The sequence below is a fragment of the Pseudoalteromonas sp. Xi13 genome (assembly GCF_003952205.1).
GTDB lineage: Bacteria > Pseudomonadota > Gammaproteobacteria > Enterobacterales > Alteromonadaceae > Pseudoalteromonas > Pseudoalteromonas atlantica.
Genome location: NZ_CP034439.1, coordinates 249,035 through 271,451 on the forward strand (window position 1 = coordinate 249,035; position 22,417 = coordinate 271,451).

Below are 22,417 nucleotides of genomic sequence, written 5' to 3' on the forward strand. Positions count from 1 at the left end.
ACGCGAAAAGATTTTACTCATGCCTTATAAGGCCTAGTTGTTTTTTATAAAGCCGATATGTGCTTTAAATGTTTTACCCTTTGTTGATCGTCAAAGAGTTCACCTAACGGTGAACTCTTTTTTTTGTGTGCAACATTACTCTTGTTGTAAACGCTCGTACAACCAATCTTTTAATTCTGAACGCTCATGTTTTAGTTGATTCATTTGCTCATCGCTAATGGGCGCATCTTTAAGCTCTAAAACACGAATCTCTTTATCTAGCTTGTCGTATTTATCTGCCTTTTTGGCAAATTCTGTGTCGCTTTTATTTAGCTCTGCAATGGTATTTAGGTACTGTGGAAAGTCATTGGTAAGTGAGTGGTCTTCGCCTAACATATTCGCTCCTTAGTAGGATAAATGAGTTACTTAAGTGAATTACTACCTTTTCATATATTACTCTGGGGCTTAGACAATAATAAATCAACCATAGCTAGCTTAAATTGATATAGCGCAGCGATTGGGTAGAATTTTGTTTAATGCCTACTTTTAAACAGTGATGGGTGATTTTTAAACTCTATTATAAATATTATTTTGAAACTGATTGTATGTTTAGCCTTATTATCATTTGTAAAGGGTGTGTCTACAATGAAGCTTCATTACATAATTACTTATCAACAGATAACAGAGGCAATACCCATGAAAGCAATGACAATTAATAATTTTGGTGGCACTGAAGAGTTTGTAGCAGCTGAGGTTGCAAAACCACAAGTAACAGCAGGTAATGTGTTAGTTCGTATTGCCGCAACAAGCGTAAATACAATTGATATGATGATTCGTCAAATGGGTGCTGACTTACCCTTTGCTCCAAAACTACCGGGCATTTTAGGGATGGACTTTGCAGGCACCGTTGAAGCTGTTGGTGAAGGCGTAACAGACTTTGCAGTAGGTGATGAAGTATATGGTTGTGCTGGTGGCTTAGGCGATTTACCAGGTGCACTTGCTGAGTTTATTCTTGCTGATAAGCGCTTAATCGCTCACAAACCTAAAAACCTAAGCATGAAAGAAGCAGCCGCTATTCCACTTGTAGGTATTACAGCACTTGAAGGCTTAACACGTGCAAGTGTAAGTGCAGGCCAAAAAGTATTAGTACACGGCGGCGCAGGTGGTGTAGGCCATTTAGCAGTTCAACTAGCTAAGCATTTTGGCGCTGATGTTTACTCAACTGGCGGTAACGCAGAGCAACTAGCACTAATAGAAAGCTTTGGCGCTACAGGCATAAACTTTAAAGACGAAACCGTAGAGCAGTACGTTGAAAAACACACAAGCAACGTTGGTTTTGACATGGTATTTGACACTGTGGGTGGTGGTAACCTGACTAACTCATTTGCTGCAGCAAAGCTAAATGCACAGGTATCGACAACGCTTTCTTTATTAGAAGTAGACTTAAGCCCAGTACACTTTAAAGGCTTATCGTTAAACGTAATCTTTATGCTTATTCCAATGATCCACGACTTTAACCGTCAAGACCACGGCGACAAACTGACTAAACTGGCACAAATTGTTGAAGCAGGCGGTATGCGCCCAGTACTTGATGAGCAAGACTTTAGTTTAGAAGAAGCAGCTAAAGCGCATGACCGCTTAGCAAGTGGCCAAGCTATGGGTAAAGTTGTTATTTCTGTACAATAAATTATACCAATCCGCATAATTAAGTGATCTATTTTGAGGATGGAAAAGCGTGTTGATAGCAAGGCAAAAAATTCGCTACTTAGTTGATCTAAATGAGAATTTTTTAACGTAGATAGCGACACGTTTAGCCCCTAAAAATGATTAAGTATTATTGCGGATTGGTATCATTACGCTCGGCATCCTCGCCGGCCTCTTTCTTTTTTATGCCCGCCTGATTAACGTTTGCACACCCTTTTTTATAACCAAATATAAACAATAGTGCTTTTATTAATCGTATATAATTACGTTTTAAAATGAGTTGTTAATATTTTAGGGTCAGAGCAAGCGTTTATATGAAAATATTCACTAATAAATTTGCCAGTAAAGCTAAGCAGTTTTATATCGGTATTGTGCTGGTAGGCTGTGTACTGTCTGCGATGGTTTATTATCAGGCAGAAACCATTAAGCGCACCTCATCGACCTTAATGGAACAACAAATTCCGGCGCTGCGCGATATTCGTTTAATCGAAACCTACCTAGTAAAGCAAGAGCGCTTATTATATGAGTATTACGCAACGAGTAAGCGTGAACTTTATTTAATCGGCTTTTTAGAAAACCATGTACGTATACTTGCGCTAATAAAAAACCTAGATCAAAACCACAGCACATTAGCGCTAGAAAGCAGCTTAAGTGATGAGTTTAAAAGTGGTTTAGACTTAGCACTTAAATTACACGAAAACCTATCAAGCAGCCGCACTAGTTGGGATTTAGCCAGAGCACAACTAGAGCAACTCACTGAACTGCAAGCCCAAGTGATGGGGCACTTAACAAATGCAGAAACGGTTATTTCAAATGCGGTTGATAGCGGCTACAAAGACACCGAAAGCAACCTGCACACCACAGTCAATATTGTGTTTCTGTTTACGTTTGCCATAGTGCTGGTAAGCATTTATACAGGGCGTTACGCATCTAAATTTATAAAGCTTAGTGCCCGTAACGAACGTTTAGCGCTATTTCCAACGCGCAACCCTAACCCAATTGTGAGTTTAAGCGCCAACCTTGAGCTTAACTACTGTAACCCTGCCGCTATTGCTATGCATAAAGCGTATGTAAGCGATAAACACAGCACGCCCATTGCATTACTAAGCCCTAATATAAAGCAGCAACTAATAGACACTAAGCAGTCGGCTAGTCATGTTGAGCGTTTTTATACACAGCTAGATAACCATTACCTCACTTACCAAATACATTGGCTGCAAGAAATAGATGCCTTTGATATACACATACGCGATGTAACAGAGCAATTTGAGGCAGAGCGCTCATTAGAGTATTTAGCCTTTCATCACCCGTATTCAAAGTTGCCTAACCAAGCCAGTTTAGAAACATACACCAATGAGCTAATCTCGCTTGAGCAGCCTTTTAGTTTAATGCTGATTGATGTAAGCCACTTTAAGCTATTGCTTGAGCAATATGGTTTATCGGGCGCTAACGAGTGTATAAATGCCTTTGCTATGCACTTATCGCACAGCGCTAATAAATTTTCTCAGCAATTAAAAAGCAAAAACAAACTGACCTTCTACCACATTGCCGATGCAAACTTTGTGGTTATTTATACCGAGCAAGATTGCTCAACAACCCTAGATGACTTACTCAAAGGTGTACAAAGCCGTTTAAGCCAAGCTATTAGCACACCGTACGGTGAAATGCGCATGAGCTTTAACTGCGGTGTAACACGCTACCCAACTAGTAATGACTATAAAACGCTTCTACTGCACGCCAATATTGCCTTAGAAGAGGCGGTAAAACGTAATATTCCCTACGCTTATTTTGATACCGAAAGCGGAGTTAAGCACGCCCAGCAGCTACATATTGCTCGGCGCCTTGATACCGCGATTGAAAAGCAGCAGTTTGAGCTTTATTTTCAGCCTAAAATGCACCTTAAATCGCAAACCATAAACAGCTGCGAATGTTTAATTAGGTGGTTTGATGATGGGAAGTTTGTCTCTCCTGCGCAGTTTATTCCTATTGCCGAGCACAGCGGGTTTATATTGCCATTAGGCGAATGGATACTCGATAGTGCCTTTGCCCAAGCTAAAAAATGGCATCAGCAAAACTTAAATATCCGCTTGGCTATTAATATATCGGCAAGGCAATTTACACAGCAAGACTTTGTGCAAAGCATAAAACAGCGGTTGGCGCACTTTAATGTGCCCGCGCATTTAATTGAGCTAGAAATTACCGAAACCGCCATTATGGACGATGAAGAGTTTGGTATTTCAGTACTGCAGGCGCTGAGTGCACTGGGTATTAGCTTATCAATCGATGACTTTGGTACGGGCTATTCGTCGCTGGGTTACTTACAGCGTTTTCCGGTTAATAAATTAAAAATAGATCAGTCGTTTGTGCGCAATATGGCCACAGACACACGCGATCAGGCTTTAGTATTGAGTATTTGCCAATTAGCTAAAAACTTAGGGCTCGATATTATCGCCGAAGGCGTAGAAGAGCATGCCCAACTTGAAAAACTAAAAGAGTATAACTGCGACCTAATTCAAGGGTACTTGTTAAGCCGGCCAATACCAGCAAACGAATTTGAAGCATTTTTAGCTAAAGGCGTAAGTTTTTAAGGCGTTTTGCTAATGTATGTTGGGTAATTATTAGTGATAGAATGGCCCTATAAAAGCTTCTATCGCTCATTTTACAAGCCACACATGTGAGCAAAGAGCACTACATTATTAAATAAGGTCGTTGTGTAATGCTGTTGATGATCGACAACTACGATTCGTTTACTTATAACCTAGTACAATACTTTCAGCGCTTAAACCAAGAGGTGCTGGTAAAGCGTAATGACGAAATATCTGTTGCGCAAATTAAGCAACTTAACCCCAAGCATATTGTTATTTCTCCGGGGCCTTGTACGCCAAACGAAGCGGGTGTGTCACTCAATGTCGTTGAGCAGCTAAAAGGCATTTACCCTATTTTGGGTATTTGCTTAGGGCATCAAACCATAGCGCAAGCGCTAGGGGGCAAGGTTATACGTGCTAAGCAAGTCATGCATGGTAAAACCTCACCTATTGTTCATAATAATAAGGGGGTATTTACCGGTTTAGAAAACCCGCTTACTGTGTGTCGTTATCACTCGCTGGTGGTCGAAAAACACAGTTTACCGAGTGAATTAGCCATTACCGCATGGAGCCAAACCGAGCAAGGTGAGTTTGACGAAATTATGGGGCTACTTCACACAGAGTTTGCTCTTGAAGGCGTGCAATTTCATCCCGAGGCTATTTTAACAACTCAAGGGCTCGAATTGCTTGCTAACTTTTTATCTCGCTTCTAACCTTACAGTAACCACCGAATGGTAATACTTATACTGAATGGACTTTATGACTGAACTTGCGTCGCAAAAGCGAATAGCCTCAATGCTTGACCAGCGTGCTCACGACTTGCTGCTTGGCCATAGTTTTGCACATCAACAAATTGGCTTTATTCATACGCTGGAAATTGATTATGGCGAACCAATGAAGCAACGCACGTTATTAGAAGTAGAAGTTGCCGCACAGCATAAACGCCAGCAAAGTAGCACCGCGCATCATAAGTACCGAGCACAAGCGAGCAAACAACTTCATAAAGTAATAGAAACAGCCATATTTAAGCAATTAGAAGATATGGATGCTGTTATTCAAAACACCATAGGCATAGAAGATAACGTTGCTACCATGCTAGATATACTGGCGGTTAAGTCGGCAAGTGTTGGGCGTTTAGAGCCATTGGTAAATGATTCTAGTTGGCTTGGCCGCGAATTAGTGTCATTGGTAAACCTGCCTTACTACCGAAAGCAGCGCAGCAAAAGTACCTCAGTTAAAGTAGACAGCCCCGCACTTGCACTGCGCTATATTGGCCTTGATAACTTACAATTGGTAATTCCTACTTTTGCTATGCGCCATTGGATGCCACACAGCACAGAGCCATTTCCATTATTAAAACGCCGCTTGCGCGATGCCGCCATGGCCAATGCAATTGCGGCGCAAAAAATTGCAGAGCTTAACGATGTAAACCCCGTACATGCGTTTACACTGGGCATGCTTATAGATGTTGGGCGTATTGCCTTAGTGCGTTTGTACTTAAAAACCTTTGAACAGGTATGGCAACGCAAAGTGCAAATAGCACGCGAAGCACAGCAAAAAAATTTACACACGGCATTGATGGAGCTAAAGCCAGATCCCTTATTTTTAACCACGTTGTTAAGTAATAAGTCGCTTGAGTTAAGTGCTAAAGTTATTCGAAAAATGGCTTTTAAGTTTTTGCCGTTTAATCATGTTATGGCGCAACTTGTTCACGGCATTGAGCAAAGTAGTGATGTTTTCCCTATGAGTGAAGTCATGCTTAAAGCGCGATGCTATTCGCAGTATTTAAATCTAAAACAGCACCAACTTATTGAACAAGATGAAATGCAGGCATGGTTTTCGTATCATCAATTCACTAAAAATGAGCTAAAAGCCCTCGAAACAAGCAATTTTACCAACCTTGCTATTCAAATTGACTAAAAAGCAGCTTACTCGCTGGTCCTTATATCGGTAATTTGCCGCTGGTGGCGGCAAATTTTCATTAACTATTGAATTTTTTGTTAATTTTTTTGCGACTATTCATTCATTAACATCTCCCCAAGCACACCTCGCTTTAAGCACTTAATGTAAGGCGCGACTCACTGCGCAGGCGCATAAGTATTAAAAAATGGCATTTATTTTCTATGCAGATAGTTATTCACTATCTATGAAATAATATCCCAAGGCCTTTATTTTAAAGGCCTGCATGAAAGTTTTTAACGAGACAGCACCACAAATATCTGAAATAATGAGCGCCTGAAAATTGAACCACAAGGCAGTTTTACGCTCAACCTTTTGCTATTTAGTGCGTAAATATCTTGGTTACATTTATAACCAAACACCTATTTTGATGTTTTGTGTTGCTCACAATTAAGAGGAAAAAAAATGACAGTCAATCGCGAATTATTTGATCACGTAATGGTTCCTAACTACGCGCCTTCAAGCGTTATTCCTGTTCGAGGCGAAGGCTCTCGCGTATGGGATCAACAAGGTAAAGAATTTATCGACTTTGCCGGTGGTATTGCTGTTAACTGTCTTGGCCATTGCCATCCTGCATTAGTAGGTGCATTAAAAGAGCAAGGCGAAAAAATTTGGCACCTATCAAACGTAATGACTAACGAGCCTGCGCTGCGTTTAGCTAAAAAAATGGTCGATGCGACCTTTGCTGAAAAAGTTTACTTTGCAAACTCAGGCGCAGAAGCAAACGAAGCTGCACTTAAATTAGCTCGTCGTTTTGCACTTGATAAATTTGGTGCTGAAAAATCACAAATTATCTCATTTAACAAAGGCTTTCACGGTCGTACGTTCTTTACCGTAACGGTAGGCGGGCAGGCGGCATACTCAGATGGTTTTGGTCCTAAGCCAGGCGACATCGTACATTGTGATTACAATGACCTAGCTGCATTTGAAGCGCTAATTAGCGACAAAACATGTGCCGTAATGATGGAGCCACTGCAAGGTGAGGGCGGTATTATTTCGCCAACTGACGAATTTGCACAAGGCGTTCGTGAGCTATGTACTAAACATAATGCACTGCTTATTTTTGATGAAGTACAAACAGGTGTAGGCCGTACTGGTGAGCTATACGCATACCAAGGTTTAAACGTAGTGCCTGATATTTTAACGTCAGCTAAAGCACTTGGCGGCGGTTTCCCTATTGGCGCTATGCTAACTACTACTGAGATCGCACAGCACTTAAAAGTAGGGACTCATGGTTCTACTTACGGTGGTAACCCACTGGCGTGTGCAGTAGCTGAAGCTGCATTTGATACTGTAAATACCCCTGAAGTACTGGCGGGCGTAAAAGAAAAAGCAGCATTATTTAACGAGCTTCTTAACGCGGTAAACGAAAAATACAACGTGTTTAGCGAAATTCGTGGCCAAGGCTTATTAATTGGTGCAGCCGTTAACGAGCAATACAAAGGCCGTGCTAAAGAGTTTTTAGTAGCAGCTACCGAGCAAGGGCTTATGTCGCTTGTAGCGGGTGCTGATGTAGTACGCTTTACGCCATCGTTAGTAATCACCGAAGCGGATATTCGCGAAGGTATGGCGCGTTTTGAAAAAGCAGTAGCAAGCGTAGTAAACGCTTAAGCGCGTTAAACCACCTTGTTAAGGGCAAGCCTGCTTGCCCTGCATATTCTATTTACCGTTATTGATAAGGGAGCAAGCGGACTCATGATGATCCTTCGCCCAATCCAGCAAAATGATTACGCAGCGTTATTAAAAATTGCCCACGAATCGGGCCATGGTTTTACATCTTTGCCGTTAAACGAAGAGTTACTGCAAAAGAAAATTGACCATTCTGTAAGTTCATTTGCTAAACAAACGTCACAACCTGGTGACGAAGGCTACCTGTTTGTTCTTGAAGATACCGAAACCGGTGAAGTAGTCGGTACTTCAGCTATTGAAGCTGCAGTAGGGCTTGATGATGCGTTTTATCATTACCACTTAAGTAAAGTAATTCACTCATCACGCACGTTAGATGTATACAAAGCGGTTGATATTTTAACCCTATGTAACGACTACACCGGCGCGACAGAACTATGTACCTTATTTTTGAAAGATGGCTATCGTAAAAACTGTAACGGTAAACTTCTTTCAAAAGCGCGCTTTATGTTTATAAAACAACATGAGCAGCGTTTTGCACAAACAGTAATAGCAGAAATGCGCGGCGTGTCTGACGAGAACGGCAGCAGCCCGTTTTGGCAATGGCTAGAAGAGCACTTTTTCTCAATGGACTTTCCTACCGCCGATTACCTAACAGGTATAGGCCAAAAAGTGTTTATTGCTGAACTAATGCCAAAGTACCCAATTTACGTAAACTTGCTTAGCAAAGACGCTCAAGCGGTGATTGGTAAAGTACACGACAACACACGCCCAGCTATTGAGCTATTAAAAAATGAAGGATTTACCTTCAACGGTTACGTCGATATTTTTGATGCGGGCCCAACAGTAGAAGCAAAAGTAGATAACATTGCCACTATTCGTAATGCGAAAGACTTTAAAGTAGAAATAGGCGAAGCATCGGGCGACACCATGGTACTGCTTGCTAACGGCAAGTTAGAAGATTACCGTGCAACGGTTGCAGCGCTTAGCTTTGATGAGCGTGCAAGCAGCCTTATTTTATCGCAACAAATAGCCGATGCCCTACAGCTAAAATCGGGCGACACCGTAAGCGCAACCCCAGTTTAATTAAGGAGAAAGTATAATGACTCATCCTGCACAATTTATTAATGGTCACTGGTCACAAGGCCAAGGCAACGCATTTAATTCAGTAAACCCTGCAAATAACGACGTTATTTGGCAGGCATCTTCAGCGACTGCAGAGCAAGTAGATAGCGCGGTAAATTCGGCGCGCGAAGCATTTTACAGCTGGGCAGATAAAAGCTTTAACGAGCGTCTAGAGATAGTTAAAACCTTTGCTGCAACACTTAAAGAGCACAGCGAAGAACTTGCTGTAGCGATTGCCCAAGAAACCGGTAAACCACTGTGGGAAACGCGTACAGAAGCGGGCGCTATGGTAGGTAAAATTGCCATTTCTGAAAAAGCATTTTTAGAGCGCACTGGCGACGTTGAAAACGCTATGCCAGTAGGGCGTGCGATGATCCGTCATAAACCACATGGTGTAGTTGCCGTATTTGGCCCATATAACTTCCCTGGGCACTTACCTAATGGCCACATTGTGCCAGCGCTTTTAGCTGGTAACACCGTGGTATTTAAGCCATCAGAGCTTACGCCAATGGTGGCAGAGCTTACGCTTAAACTATGGGAAAAAGCCGGTTTACCTGCCGGTGTAATTAACCTTGTTCAAGGTGAAGTAGAAACAGGTAAAGCCCTTGCTGCGCATAAAGGCATAGATGGTTTATTCTTTACAGGTTCTTCGCGCACTGGACATATTTTACATGAGCAGTTTGCGGGTCAACCGGGTAAAATTTTAGCGCTTGAAATGGGTGGCAATAACCCACTGATTATTAAAGATGTGGCAGATACTAAAGCCGCGGTACACGATATTATTCAATCGGCGTTTATTTCAAGCGGCCAACGTTGTACTTGTGCACGTAAAGTATTTTTACCTAAAGGCCAGCAAGGCGATGACATTTTAGCGCGCCTTATCACTGCAACGAAAGCCATTAAAGTAGGCAACTACGATGATGAAGATCAGCCATTTATGGGCTCTATGATCTCATCTGCGGCTGCAGCTGGCATGGTAAAAGCACAAAACGAGCTGGTTGAGCTTGGCGGTGAAGTACTAGTAGAGCTTGAGCACACAGCCAATACTGGTTTTGTAACACCGGGTATTATTGAGTGTTCAGCAATTAGCGACTTCCCAGATGAAGAGCACTTTGGCCCATTATTAAAAGTGTTCCGCTTTGATGACTTTGACCACGCAATTGATAAAGCAAACGATACCAGCTTTGGTTTATCAGCAGGTTTATTAAGCGACAGCGAAGCCGACTACAATCACTTTTTACGTCGTATTCGGGCCGGTATTGTTAACTGGAACCGCCCAATTACAGGTGCATCAAGTGCAGCTCCATTTGGTGGTATTGGCGCATCAGGAAATCACAGAGCAAGCGCATATTATGCAGCCGACTACTGTGCATACCCTGTAGCATCGGTAGAACTTGAAAAAGTAACGATGCCAGCAACACTAAGCCCAGGCTTAAAAATAGATTAATTACTGTTCTATTTGTAGTTATAAAGAATGAGAAAAGCAGCTTAGGCTGCTTTTTTTGTATTGGTATCGCGCAAAGCTAGTAATTAGTGGCGCTTTCTGCTTAAATCTATGCAATTAGTTATTCAAAGGTGAAAATCACAATGGTTTTAGACAGGCAAGGGTACGATGACTTGATCATGTATCTAACTCAAAATTTAGCGTTATTTGAGAAGCCAGGCGAAATCAAACCCGGTGCCCCTACCGTTATGGAACTCATAGAAGACGTAATAGCGCATAACGTTATGCTAATTTGTGAACAACATACCAATCTTAATACCGAACAACGTAGCCAAATAGTGCGCGAGGTAGACGGTATTGTTTACGACTTACAAGAAGTGCTAAGCAGCATAACCTCACAACCCGTTACGGTTGAACAACACGCATTTATAGATGAGTTTGCTGGGCTTATTAAAAACTTATTTGATAACGCGGTAACACAAACCTCTTAACGTTACCCGTTAACACAGCGCAGTATGACCTAATAACTGCGCTCCTATTACTTCTCGCCTTGTTATAATAACACCACTAAATTTAATCTCAGCGCTCACGTATCGTTGCAGATTGTTATACAATCAACAAAATTTTTTTAGAGATAAACACATGCAAGCAAATGTAAAATGGGTTGAAGGCGACACCTTTATTGGCCGTTCTAATTCTAATCACAATGTGGTTTTTGATGCTGGCAGCGACAGCGCTGCACCAAGTCCGATGGAAATGGTACTTATGTCGGTAGGTTGTTGCTCGTCGGTAGATGTTGTAAGTATTTTAAAAAAAGCCAAACAAGATTTTTCTGATGTGCAAGTACAACTAAGCTCAGAGCGCGCCGAAACAGCGCCTCGTGTATTTACTAAAATTAATTTACACTTTGTTGTTACAGGCAATAATGTCTCGGAAAAACACCTAGCGCGTGCGGTTTCGCTCTCTGCTGAAAAGTATTGTTCTGTTGCTTTAATGCTTGATAAAACAGTAGAAATTACCCACAGCCACGAAGTTGTGCAAGAACAGGTAAAATAACGCTTTTTCCGTGAGGAAAATTCGTATAAAATCCGCGAACTTTTCATTCTGCAGGTGCAGATTTCACTAATTTATAGGTTGGTTTATCATGAACAAACCCTTCGATAAACTTAAACTTCATGGCTTTAATAATTTAACCAAAAGTTTAAGCTTTAGTATTTACGACATTTGCTACGCAAAGACCGAGCAACAACGTAAAGAATATATTGAATATATCGACGAGCAGTACAGTGCAGATAGACTAACTGACATACTAGGTGATGTTGTTGATATTATTGGTGCTAACATTTTAAATGTGGCGCGCCAAGATTATGAACCACAAGGCGCAAGTGTGACTATTTTGGTTTCGGAAGAGCCGGTAGAAGAGCAGCAAAATTACGATGCTGACGAAGCGCCAGGTCCATTACCAGATTCTGTTGTTGCGCACCTAGATAAAAGCCACATTTGTGTACATACCTACCCAGAAGCGCACCCTGATGATGGTATTTGTACATTCCGTGCTGATATTGAAGTATCTACCTGTGGAATTATTTCGCCACTTAAAGCGTTAAACTTCTTAATTCATAGCCTTGAGTCAGACGTAGTAACCATTGACTACCGCGTACGTGGTTTTACCCGCGACGTAAACGGTGTTAAACACTACATTGACCATGCAATTAACTCGATTCAAAACTTCATGACAGAAGATACCAAAGAAGCGTACCAAATGATGGACGTGAACGTGTATCAAGAAAACCTGTTCCACACCAAAATGATGTTAAAAGAAACCGACTTAAACACTTACCTGTTCGGCCTATCTACTGATGAGCTGTCGGATGAGGAAGAAGAAGAAATTCGCTCTAAACTTACCCGCGAAATGCAGGAAATATTCTACGGTCGTAACCTACCAGACGCAGAATAAATTAGTTTAAAAGCAATTTAGTTGTATTAAAAATGGCGCTCAGTGAGCGCCATTTTTTATGGGGGTATTTATAGCAATTCGCTTAATTAAGCATGCTGTAAATAAGCGCACATACGGCCAGTGAGCCCACAGCTAGAACAAACAATGTGCTTACGCGGTTGCGGTATTTACTCAGCGCAGGCACTTTGTATACGGCAATCATTGGCATAATAAATAAAATCATCGCAATGATAGGGCCAGAGAGCTGATCCATCATGTCTAAAATGCTTGGGTTTTTAACCGCGCAAAACCAAATAGCAAAAAACATAATGAGTACGCCAATTTTGTCGGCTACTTTAGCACTTAAGCTGGTTTGCTTAGTCACCAAACCGGTAAAGCTTTCGCGTGCACCTAAAAAGTGCCCTAAAAACGATGACGTAATCGCAATAAAGGCAACCAGCGGCCCAAGGGTCGCGATATACGAGTTACTGGTGATATTAGCAAGGTAAGATAAAATCGATACGTTAGCCGCTTTAGCAGCAGCCATTTGCTCGCTAGTAAGCGAAAGCACGCAAGAAAACACAAACAGCAGTACAAATACAATAAGCAGTAAGCTAGTGCGCTTTAAAATAGCCTCAGCCTTATTAGTGGCCTGATTGCCATAATGCCCACGCTGCACGTTCACAAAGCTTGAAATAGCCGCCGCATGGCTAAACGAAAACACAATAATAGGAATAGATAACCACAGTGTTTTAGTAAAGCTGCCCGCCTCAGGTAGGCTCATATCAGGCATTTGCCAGCTAGGGATTAAATAGAGCGATAAGCAAAATAAAATACCTACAAGCGGATACACCAAAATAGCAAAGGCGCGCAGCATTAAGCGCTCGCCGCCCATCATTAGGCTAATCATACCGGCAACCAATACACCCGAAAGTAACACGCGAGAAGGTGACTCAAGGCCCATTTGGTTAACCATAAAGCTGTCAACGGTATTGGTTAAGCCTACGCCGTAAATAAGCAAAATGGGGAATATAGATAAAAAGTATAATAAAGAGATTAACCTGCCCGCCGTTACACCAAAGTGCTCTTCAACAACATCAGTAAAATCTGAATCTTTGCTTTTAGACGACAACACAAAGCGGGCTAAGCCACGGTGTGCTAAAAAGGTCATTGGAAAGGCTAAACACGCCATAATAATAAGCGGCCAAAAACCACCTATACCAATGTTAATAGGTAAAAATAAAATGCCTGCGCCAACAGCGGTACCAAAAAGGCTTAACGTCCACTGCGTATCGTGCAGGTTCCATTTAGAAGTAGGTGTGTGTTCACCTGTTGTTGATGCATTTGAAAGCGTTGCATCTTGTGATGGTGTCATGTGTGTGTTCATCCATTATTTAATAATAATCGCGCGCAAGAATATAGTTTTTAGCTAAAAGTTTCATGTTTTGAGGGGTTTTGTAGACTAATTAATTAGACGCCGTTGCACCAAAAGTGTCATGAATACGAAACAGCGCTGTAAAAATAAACAAATACCCGAACCAGCACAGTTGTAGGTTGGGTAGAGCGAAGCGAAACCCAACACGCCATTGCTCCTCTAAATTCTTACTTTATTTTAGTTATAGTGTTTTAGATTTTAGTGAGTAGATGTGGCAACGGATATCTAAAAGCTTGAGTGTCCTTACTTATTGTAATGACTTCGTTAATAATTACTTCCTAACTAATTAAGGGGTAATAGTATGAGCAATAATTCTATAAAGTGGCACAAGAAACCAAGTGGTATATTAGCTTTAAATATTTTAGGTAGCATAATTGCTGCGCTTATTTTTACCGTAATATTTTAAGGGGCTGTTATGAAGAGTAAATACCTAGATATTAATGAGCAAACCATTAATGAATTAGAGGAGGCGTGGGAGTATCTTAATAAGCACTTTTATAGTGAGTTAAATTTAGAAAGAGACCGCCCTTTAGAGTCGGAAGATCCACTTGGTAAACTTGCATATTTCATGGAGCTTGGGATTTACCCACCACCTGAATTACTTCTCAAAATATCAGAGATTTATGAAGTGTATATGCTACAAGCTGGTAAAGTTGATCTTGAAGAATCATTTTATGGAAAGCCTATTAAAGGCATTGGAAACTTTTCTGGGCGAGAAGCAAAAAAGCAAGACGTTAAATTTTTAGAGATGACGTTATCTATGGAAGCTATTAGTAATAAAAAGAAAAAACGTTCGCAATATGAAGTAGCCGAAGAATATTTGAGAGCTAAAGGCTCAGACGAAGATCCTGAACACTTATTAAGAAAGTTGCGTAGATACAGAAATAAGCCTGCTAACTAAAGCATACAACAAGCGCTTTATACTAGGCAATGGTCTCCTCGATGTGTAGTACCCGTTAACCATCTTCGCTATTTCGCACTAAAAAACTTGTCTACCAATTGATAAAGCGTACTGAAACACAGCAACGTTATAAACATACCAAGTGATAATATAACCTTTTCTTTTAGGGGTTGTTCAGGCTTTTGGGCTAATATGCTTTTTAAGAAATAAAGAAAGTAAAATAGGTGCACGCACCGATGCCTATAATCAGCATAAAGAGCCGCTTTATTAAATTACCTTCAGTAGGAGGAATTTCCTCACCGGTATACGGTGTATAAATACTTATTTTTAATATAAATGCATAGATATATCTATAACAGAAGAAAAATACTAACACGCAGAACAACAGCTTTTCTACTGACTCAAAACCTATGAAAAAAGTAGCTCCTAACACAAACCATAAAATGCCAAACAATAAAACAATAACCTTCTTTTTATCCATACTGACTGCCTTTATTTTTTCTTTAAGTTCTTTATTTATAAACCTTAAAAGGCGTTTTAGTTAACAGATTAGGAGTGGTCATCTATTGATAATATACAGAGCTAAAGCTATCACTTATCTTGCTGACAACTGATAGCTAAACACTCAAAACTGCTCTTATCCCTCTAAAGCCGAAACAATAAAATACGGATTCAAATACTCATCTTTGGTGTTATAAATAAGCGGGCTGCCATCGAGCTTAGTGACTTTAGCGCCGGCTATTTCAGCAATAGCATGGCCAGCTCCCGTATCCCACTCACAGGTTGGGCCTAAGCGTGGGTAAATATCAGCACTGCCTTCGGCTACTAAACACAGTTTTAGTGAGCTGCCTTTTGAGACCATTTCAACGTCGTCAAAGCGTTTTACAAACTCGGCTAAATCAGGTGATGGGTGCGAGCGACTGCCAACCACGCGGATTAACCCTTTGTTAGGTTTAGTGGTTACTTTAAGCTCAATACGCTCATCGCCTTTGTCTTTAAACGCGCCAATGTCGTTACTGGCTAAGTACGATACGCCAAGTGCGGGCGCATCAACGACAGCAAGCACAGGTTTGCCGTTTTCGATTAGGGCTATATTTACGGTAAATTCGCCGTTCTTTTTAATAAACTCTTTAGTGCCGTCGATTGGGTCTACTAACCAGTAGCTTTTCCATGTTTGACGAATGTTCCAGCTTATATCAGCGCTTTCTTCGCTAAGTATAGGTGTGTCGGGCGTGAGCTGTTTTAGCCCTGTCACAATGACTTTATGAGCTGCTAAGTCGGCGTCGGTTACTGGGCTTTCATCGGCTTTGTATTCAACGTTAAAGTCCTTTTCGTAAATCCCCATTATGGCTTGGCCTGCTTTGCGGGCAAGGATGAGGGTTTCTTCTAGTAGCTCGGTTTGGTTCATTGGGGTTAACCTATAATATGCTTTTGTTTTAGATACGTTATCAGTTGTGTAACCGATTGGTCTAGGGTGTTTTTACTGGTATCTAAAATTATTTCTGGGTTGTTGGGTACTTCGTAGCTTGAGTCGATACCGGTAAAGTGTTTAATCTCACCTGCACGGGCTTTTTTGTATAAGCCTTTAGGGTCACGGCTTTCGCATACATCAAGCGGGGTATCTATAAATACTTCAATAAACTCGCCGTCATCGACTAGGCTGCGCACCATGTCGCGCTCTGCTCTAAATGGCGAGATAAACGCGGTAAGCACTAATAGGCCGGCATCGGTCATTAGTTTTGCGGTTTCGCCAACGCGGCGTATGTTTTCGATGCGGTCTTCGTCGCTAAAGCCAAGGTCTTTACATAAGCCGTGACGTACGTTGTCGCCATCAAGCAGGTAAGTGTGCGCACCTTGCTGATTAAGCGCCGCTTCTAATGCGTTGGCTACGGTGCTTTTGCCAGAACCAGAAAAACCGGTAAACCATAAAATGGCCGGTTTATGCTTTTTTTGCTCACTACGCTGTGCTTTTGTGGTTGCGTAGTTATGCCAAACAATATTTTCATCCATAGTGGTGTGTCTCTTGTACTGTAAGCGCCCGTATTAAAAAGGAAATACGAGCGGGATCAAGGTTAATACCGTGATTGAATAAATAATAGAAAGGGGCAAGCCCATTGTTATGTAATCTTTTAAGCGGTAGTTACCCGCGCTGTAAACCATAAGGTTTGTTTGATACCCAAACGGCGATATAAAACTGGCTGATGCACCAAACGCTACCGCCATAATAAAGGGCAGAGGGTCTACATTAAAACCCACTGCTAGCGAGTAAGCCACCGGGAATGAAAGCGCTGCTGCGGCATTATTAGTAATAAGCTCGGTGAATAATACGGTCATTAAAAATATGGCGATAAACGCGCCATAAGGGCCAAAATCACCTAGTACCATAAATAGGGCATCTGATATTTGCCCGGCAAGCCCGGTTTCTATCATTAATTTAGCAAGCCCTATGGCACTGCCTACAACGGCGAGTAGCTCAATGGGAAAGCGACGTTTTACTTCGCTCAGTTTAACTGTACCGCTAAGCAATAAGCCAATGAGTAACACCAGCAGGCCTTTTACTAAAGGAACTATACCTACAATGCTTAACCCTAACACGGCGGCAAAGCCTGCCAATACAATATTAGATTGTTTAGGTTTTAGGTGTGTTTGTAAGTCAAATCCCGATATATACACAAATTCGCGGTTTAAATTAGGTAAAGAGTAAAAGTTTTTACCTGGGGCGAGTATTAAGGAGTCGCCGGCTTGCAATTGCACTTGCCCAAGGCCGCCTTGTAAGCGATCGTGCCCTCGGCGAATGGCAATAACAGCGGCATGAAACTGCTCTCTAAAACGGGCCTCTTTTACGGTTTTGCCAATAAACTTTGATGATTGGCTCACAACCACTTCAACTAAGTGTTCTATGTCTTTTTCGTGGTTGTCGTGCACCACTTTTAATCCGTCAAAGCGTCTTAATAAGGGGACCGATTTAATATCGCCAACAAACAGCAGTACGTCGTTTTGTCTAATAATTTGCTGAGGTGTTACTGCGTATATACGCTCATCGCCACGAATAATTTCGGCGAGGAATAAATCTTTTAAATCGCGTAGGCCGTTTTCTTCTACGGTGCGGCCAATAAGCTTAGAGCCTGCCTGCACTTTTCCCTCTAAGTAAAAGGGAATAACCTCTTGTGTGTTTTTGCCGTTGTCGGGCAGGTATTTGAGCATCACTAAAATAGTAATGAGGCCCACACTTAATGCGCCAATGCCCACTAAGGTAAAATCAAAAAAGCCCAGTGGCGCCATGCCTGCATCTACGGCAAAACCGTTCACTATTAAATTGGTTGATGTACCAATAAGTGTAATGGTGCCGCCTAATATAGCAGTGTACGACAGCGGTAATAGTAGCTTTGAGGGTGAATGATTTGGGTTGTCTTTTATGGCGGTGATAAGCGATGCCACAACCGCGGTATTGTTAGTAAATGACGATAAAAACGCGGTTGATAAACCAAGCTTTGTTACCGACTTTACTAAACTCCCTTTAGATAACGATTGGGAAAGCTGTTGTATGAGTGTGGTTTTTTCAATAGCGATTGAAACAAGCACTAATAATACTAGGGTAATGAGCGATGGGTTTGCGTAGTTTACTAACATGCTTTCAAGGTCAATCAGGCCTGTTAAATAACCCGTACCAATTGCACTTACAAATAACCATGCTGGATTAATGCGGGTGCCAAAAAGGCACCCAACTAAGGTAAGCATAATGCCTGTTAAAACGAGCTGCTCTACCATGCTTTTATATTCCTAACAGACATTTTTATACTTACAGTTTTGAAATATCAAGCGCTTGCCAATGTGGGAAGTGCTTGCGTACTAAGCTATTAAACTCAATTTCAAAGTCGCTGAAATCGCTGTTTTGTTTTTCGCTTTTTAGTACTTGCTCAATCATACCTGCGGCAACCGTTAAGTTAGATAAACGGTCGATAAGGATAAATGAGCCAGTTTCGTGGTTGTTGTGATACTCATCAGCTAATATTGTTTCGCTTAGTTCAAGCGTGACAATGGCAATTTCGTTTAGCTGAAGTGAATCGGCTGTGCCGTGCTCTAAAGTGTTTACATCAATGGTGTGGTCAATCTTTTTAACCACGGCTGATGTATTTTTACTACCTAGTTTAATGTTGTAGCTTTTACCTAGTACCAGCGGCTCTTCGTGCATCCACACAAGTTTAGCTTGTATAAGGTTAGTAACTGTTGCACTTGAGCTTTGCGGCACAATAACATCGCCGCGGCTAATATCAATTTCGCTATTGAGGGTAACGGTAATTGCTTGGCCGGCCTCTGCGTGATCTAGGTTGCCATTAAAGGTCACAATTTCTTTAATACTTGATGTTTTACCCGATGGTAATACTTTTATTGCATCGCCAACTTGTAATTTACCTGATGCCAATGTGCCCTGAAAACCACGGAAGTTTAAGTTAGGGCGCACTACATATTGCACAGGTAAGCGAGCTTCAAAGCCGGTATCGGTTTCTGCCGCTGGTGAGTCTTCTAAAAGCTCAAGCAATGGCTTGTCGGTGTAATAAGGCGTATGAGCAGAGCGTGTTACTACGTTGTCGCCTTTAAGTGCCGACATAGGCACAAACTTAATGTTTGATACGTTAAGTTGCTCAGCAAATTTAAGGTAGTCGGCTTTAATTTTTTCATAAACGGTTTCGTCAAAATCAACGATATCCATTTTATTAATCGCTACCACAAATTGTTTAATACCTAGTGAGTCACAAATAAAGCTATGACGCTTAGTTTGTACTTGCACACCGTAGCGAGCATCAACCAAAATAATGGCTACATCGCTTGTTGATGCGCCTGTTACCATGTTGCGTGTGTATTGCTCGTGCCCTGGGGTGTCGGCAATAATAAATTTACGCTTAGCCGTTGAAAAATAACGGTACGCTACATCAATAGTAATGCCTTGCTCGCGCTCAGCTTGTAGGCCATCTACTAGTAGCGCTAAGTCTAGCTCTTCGCCTGCGTTACCTACTTTTTCGTTATCTTTATGAAGAGCTGCTAGCTGATCTTCATAAATTTGGTGGCTGTCGTGCAGTAGGCGGCCAATCAGTGTTGATTTACCGTCATCTACGCTGCCACAGGTAAGCATACGCAATAAGCTTTTATCTTGTTGGCGTGCTAGGTAGGCGTCTATGCCAATCTCTTTTACTTCGTTAATGGTGTCGTTAGTATTGGTAGACATTAGAAATACCCCTCACGTTTTTTCTTCTCCATTGAGCCTGCTGAGTCGTGATCTATTACACGGCCTTCACGTTCAGATGACGTAGATAGCAGCATTTCTTCAATAATTTCTGTTAGGTTACTGGCTGTAGATTCAACTGCACCGGTAAGTGGGTAACAGCCTAAAGTACGAAAACGTACCGACTTCATTTGTGGCACTTCACCCTCAGCAAGTGGCATGCGCTCATCGTCGACCATAATTAAGGTGCCGTCGCGCTCTACTACTGGGCGCTCTTTCGCTAAATAAAGCGGAACCATTTCAATGTTTTCTTGATAAATGTATTGCCAAATATCAAGTTCAGTCCAGTTAGACAGAGGGAATACACGAATGCTCTCACCTGGGTTAACTTGGCTGTTGTAAGTATTCCAAAGCTCTGGACGTTGGTTTTTAGGGTCCCAACGGTGGTGTTTATCGCGGAACGAGTAAACACGCTCTTTAGCGCGAGACTTTTCTTCATCGCGGCGTGCGCCACCAAATGCAGCATCAAAGCCGTATTTATCTAGCGCTTGCTTTAAGCCTTGGGTTTTCATTATGTCGGTATGTTTACCCGAGCCATGCTCAAACGGGCTAATACCCATTGCCATGCCTTCTGGGTTTTTGTGTACCAGCAGGTCAAAACCGTATTCTTTTGCAAGGCGATCGCGAAACTCAATCATTTCACGAAACTTCCAGTTGGTGTCTACGTGTAATAACGGAAACGGAATTTTTGCAGGGTAAAATGCTTTACGCGCTAAGTGCAAAAGTACCGATGAATCTTTACCAATAGAGTAAAGCATTACTGGGTTCTCAAACTCAGCGGCGACTTCGCGCATGATTTTGATACTTTCAGCTTCAAGTTGCTGAAGGTGAGTTAAAGCCATTGTTAGTCGTCCTACTAAAATGATTAAAAGTGATTAAGTAAAATATAATTATGTATTTGATACGCCGGTTAGCGGCTGAGCAAAGCTACTGGTTTGCTCGCTTTGGCCAAACCATGCAAGCTGCGAGTGCAGGGCGGCTACTTCGCCAATAATAAGTAATGCTGGCGATACCACACTGTTGCGCTCTATTAAATCTGCAAGCTCACCTAATTGCCCCGTAACAACACGCTGGTTTTTACGCGTGCCGTTTTCGATTATGGCAACTGGCGTATTAGCGCTGCGGCCATGTTTTAAAAGCTGAGCCTGTATATGTGGCGATTTAATCACGCCCATATAAATAGCTAAAGTTTGATGCGCTTTAGCAAGTGATTGCCAATCGAGTTCTTGGCCATCTTTTTTACAATGCCCTGTTACAAACTGGATGGCTTGTGCGTGGTCGCGGTGAGTAAGCGGAATACCCGCATACGCGCTACAACCAGCGGCGGCAGTTATACCCGGTACTATTTGATAATTAACGTTATTGGCAGCTAGTACTTGTACTTCTTCGCCACCACGACCGTAAATAAATGGGTCGCCGCCTTTAATGCGGCATACTTTTTTGCCTTGCTTGGCAAAATCAACCAGCATTTGGTTGGTATCTTCTTGCGCTACACTGTGATCGCCCATACGCTTGCCTACGCAAACTAAATCGGCATCACGGCGTACTAATTCCATAATTTCATCAGACACTAAATAGTCGTATACAACGACATCGGCTTGCTGCATTAACTGCAATGCTTTAAGTGTTAAAAGCTCAGGGTCGCCTGGGCCTGCACCCACTACATACACTTCGCCTTCTGGCTCGGCTTTGGCATCAAGCATTTGCTCTAGTTGTGCTTGTGCTGCATCGGTATTACCCGTTTGCACTTTGCTTACGACTGATGAATCAAACACGCCTTCCCAAAACTGGCGGCGATCAGCAAAGTGCTTAAAGCGCTGTTTTACTTTGTCTCTAAAACTGCCAACTAAAGTAGCCAGTGGGCCAATGTGTTGTGGGATTAACGTTTCGAGCTTTTCACGTAGTCGCCGAGCAAGTACTGGCGCGGTGCCTGCACTTGAAATAGCAATGGTTATTGGGTCACGATCTACAATTGATGGGAATATAAACGTACATTTAGGTTGGTCATCAACCACATTTACAAATACATTGCGTGCGTTAGCTAGCTCAAATACATTGTTGTTTACTTCGTCTAAGTCTGTGGCTGCTATAACCAGCATTTTGCCATCAAGGTGCGACTCATCAAAATAGGCATCAATAAGCGTTACTTCATTGTTTTGTGCATGTTCTTTTAGTTCATCACAAAACCAAGGTGCCACTAAGGTTACATTTGCGCGGGCTTTTAAAAACGCGCGACATTTGCGTAATGCGACCTCTCCACCGCCAACAACCAGCACAGGTTTGTTGTCGAGTTTGGTAAAGATAGGTAAATACTGCACGTGGTTAACACCTCTAAGTAAAATCTAAAATAAAACGCTATTGAGCAGGGGGCAGAATATAGCGCGCACTAGTAAGTAAAAAATAATTAAAACCAAGTTTATATAACCAAAAGTTATAATGGGT

20 protein-coding genes are annotated in these 22,417 nt (G+C 41.9%); 11 read left to right on the forward strand and 9 right to left on the reverse strand.

Annotated elements, in window-relative coordinates:
* Positions 1–135: 135 nt before the first annotated feature.
* A complete protein-coding gene (locus EJ103_RS01170; protein WP_004588182.1) occupies positions 136–375 on the reverse strand; it encodes a YdcH family protein in 240 nt (79 codons plus the stop codon).
* 300 nt (positions 376–675) lie between these two features.
* Between EJ103_RS01170 and EJ103_RS01175 the strand changes: the two genes are divergently transcribed.
* The 10 genes from EJ103_RS01175 to speD all read left to right on the forward strand — a co-directional run bounded on the left by EJ103_RS01175 (position 676) and on the right by speD (position 12,379).
* Entirely contained in the window at positions 676–1,665 is a 990-nt protein-coding gene (locus EJ103_RS01175) for a zinc-dependent alcohol dehydrogenase family protein (protein ID WP_054983394.1), read from the forward strand.
* Positions 1,666–1,997: 332 nt separating this feature from the next.
* A complete protein-coding gene (locus tag EJ103_RS01180) occupies positions 1,998–4,271 on the forward strand; it encodes a bifunctional diguanylate cyclase/phosphodiesterase (protein WP_126005571.1) in 2,274 nt (757 codons plus the stop codon).
* A gap of 128 nt (positions 4,272–4,399) precedes the next feature.
* Positions 4,400–4,981 carry an aminodeoxychorismate/anthranilate synthase component II gene (locus EJ103_RS01185; RefSeq protein WP_126005573.1) on the forward strand — a complete coding sequence of 194 codons (582 nt, stop codon included), beginning with the start codon at positions 4,400–4,402 and terminating at the stop codon, positions 4,979–4,981.
* 46 nt (positions 4,982–5,027) lie between these two features.
* Complete coding sequence (locus tag EJ103_RS01190) at positions 5,028–6,188, forward strand: HDOD domain-containing protein (protein WP_126005575.1); 1,161 nt, start codon at positions 5,028–5,030, stop codon at positions 6,186–6,188.
* Between the two features lie 444 nt (positions 6,189–6,632).
* Positions 6,633–7,838, forward strand: a complete 1,206-nt coding sequence (locus EJ103_RS01195) for an aspartate aminotransferase family protein (RefSeq protein WP_004588188.1) — start codon at positions 6,633–6,635, stop codon at positions 7,836–7,838.
* 84 nt (positions 7,839–7,922) lie between these two features.
* Complete coding sequence (astA, locus tag EJ103_RS01200) at positions 7,923–8,939, forward strand: arginine N-succinyltransferase (protein ID WP_126005577.1); 1,017 nt, start codon at positions 7,923–7,925, stop codon at positions 8,937–8,939.
* Between the two features lie 16 nt (positions 8,940–8,955).
* Positions 8,956–10,425, forward strand: a complete 1,470-nt coding sequence (gene astD / locus EJ103_RS01205; protein WP_126005579.1) for a succinylglutamate-semialdehyde dehydrogenase — start codon at positions 8,956–8,958, stop codon at positions 10,423–10,425.
* Positions 10,426–10,565: 140 nt separating this feature from the next.
* The gene (locus tag EJ103_RS01210) at positions 10,566–10,913 is read left to right on the forward strand and encodes a DUF3802 family protein (RefSeq protein WP_004588191.1); all 348 of its coding nucleotides are present in this window, start codon (positions 10,566–10,568) and stop codon (positions 10,911–10,913) included.
* 151 nt (positions 10,914–11,064) lie between these two features.
* The gene (locus EJ103_RS01215; protein ID WP_004588192.1) at positions 11,065–11,478 is read left to right on the forward strand and encodes an OsmC family protein; all 414 of its coding nucleotides are present in this window, start codon (positions 11,065–11,067) and stop codon (positions 11,476–11,478) included.
* Between the two features lie 88 nt (positions 11,479–11,566).
* Positions 11,567–12,379, forward strand: a complete 813-nt coding sequence (speD, locus tag EJ103_RS01220; protein WP_004588193.1) for an adenosylmethionine decarboxylase — start codon at positions 11,567–11,569, stop codon at positions 12,377–12,379.
* Between the two features lie 82 nt (positions 12,380–12,461).
* Here speD and EJ103_RS01225 read toward each other — a convergent pair whose 3' ends face one another.
* Positions 12,462–13,733, reverse strand: a complete 1,272-nt coding sequence (locus EJ103_RS01225) for an aromatic amino acid transport family protein (protein WP_126005581.1) — start codon at positions 13,731–13,733, stop codon at positions 12,462–12,464.
* Positions 13,734–14,208: 475 nt separating this feature from the next.
* On the opposite strand from EJ103_RS01225, the gene EJ103_RS01230 reads away from it, so the two are divergent.
* A complete protein-coding gene (locus EJ103_RS01230) occupies positions 14,209–14,694 on the forward strand; it encodes a hypothetical protein (RefSeq protein WP_126005583.1) in 486 nt (161 codons plus the stop codon).
* 199 nt (positions 14,695–14,893) lie between these two features.
* On the opposite strand, the gene EJ103_RS01235 is transcribed toward EJ103_RS01230, so the two are convergent.
* The 7 genes from EJ103_RS01235 to cysG form a co-directional block, all read right to left on the reverse strand.
* A complete protein-coding gene (locus EJ103_RS01235; protein WP_029774141.1) occupies positions 14,894–15,175 on the reverse strand; it encodes a hypothetical protein in 282 nt (93 codons plus the stop codon).
* Positions 15,176–15,331: 156 nt separating this feature from the next.
* The gene (gene cysQ / locus EJ103_RS01240) at positions 15,332–16,102 is read right to left on the reverse strand and encodes a 3'(2'),5'-bisphosphate nucleotidase CysQ (RefSeq protein ID WP_126005585.1); all 771 of its coding nucleotides are present in this window, start codon (positions 16,100–16,102) and stop codon (positions 15,332–15,334) included.
* Positions 16,103–16,107: 5 nt separating this feature from the next.
* Positions 16,108–16,704 (reverse strand): adenylyl-sulfate kinase, encoded by a 597-nt coding sequence (gene cysC, locus EJ103_RS01245; protein ID WP_024032040.1) that lies wholly within the window; start codon positions 16,702–16,704, stop codon positions 16,108–16,110.
* Between the two features lie 33 nt (positions 16,705–16,737).
* A complete protein-coding gene (locus EJ103_RS01250) occupies positions 16,738–18,462 on the reverse strand; it encodes an SLC13 family permease (protein ID WP_004588197.1) in 1,725 nt (574 codons plus the stop codon).
* A gap of 31 nt (positions 18,463–18,493) precedes the next feature.
* Entirely contained in the window at positions 18,494–19,918 is a 1,425-nt protein-coding gene (cysN, locus tag EJ103_RS01255) for a sulfate adenylyltransferase subunit CysN (RefSeq protein ID WP_024032042.1), read from the reverse strand.
* Positions 19,918–20,817, reverse strand: a complete 900-nt coding sequence (gene cysD, locus EJ103_RS01260) for a sulfate adenylyltransferase subunit CysD (protein WP_004588199.1) — start codon at positions 20,815–20,817, stop codon at positions 19,918–19,920. The genes cysN and cysD overlap by 1 nt, the downstream gene beginning before the upstream one ends.
* Positions 20,818–20,865: 48 nt before the next feature.
* Positions 20,866–22,293 (reverse strand): siroheme synthase CysG, encoded by a 1,428-nt coding sequence (gene cysG / locus EJ103_RS01265; RefSeq protein WP_126005587.1) that lies wholly within the window; start codon positions 22,291–22,293, stop codon positions 20,866–20,868.
* Positions 22,294–22,417 lie beyond the last annotated feature (124 nt).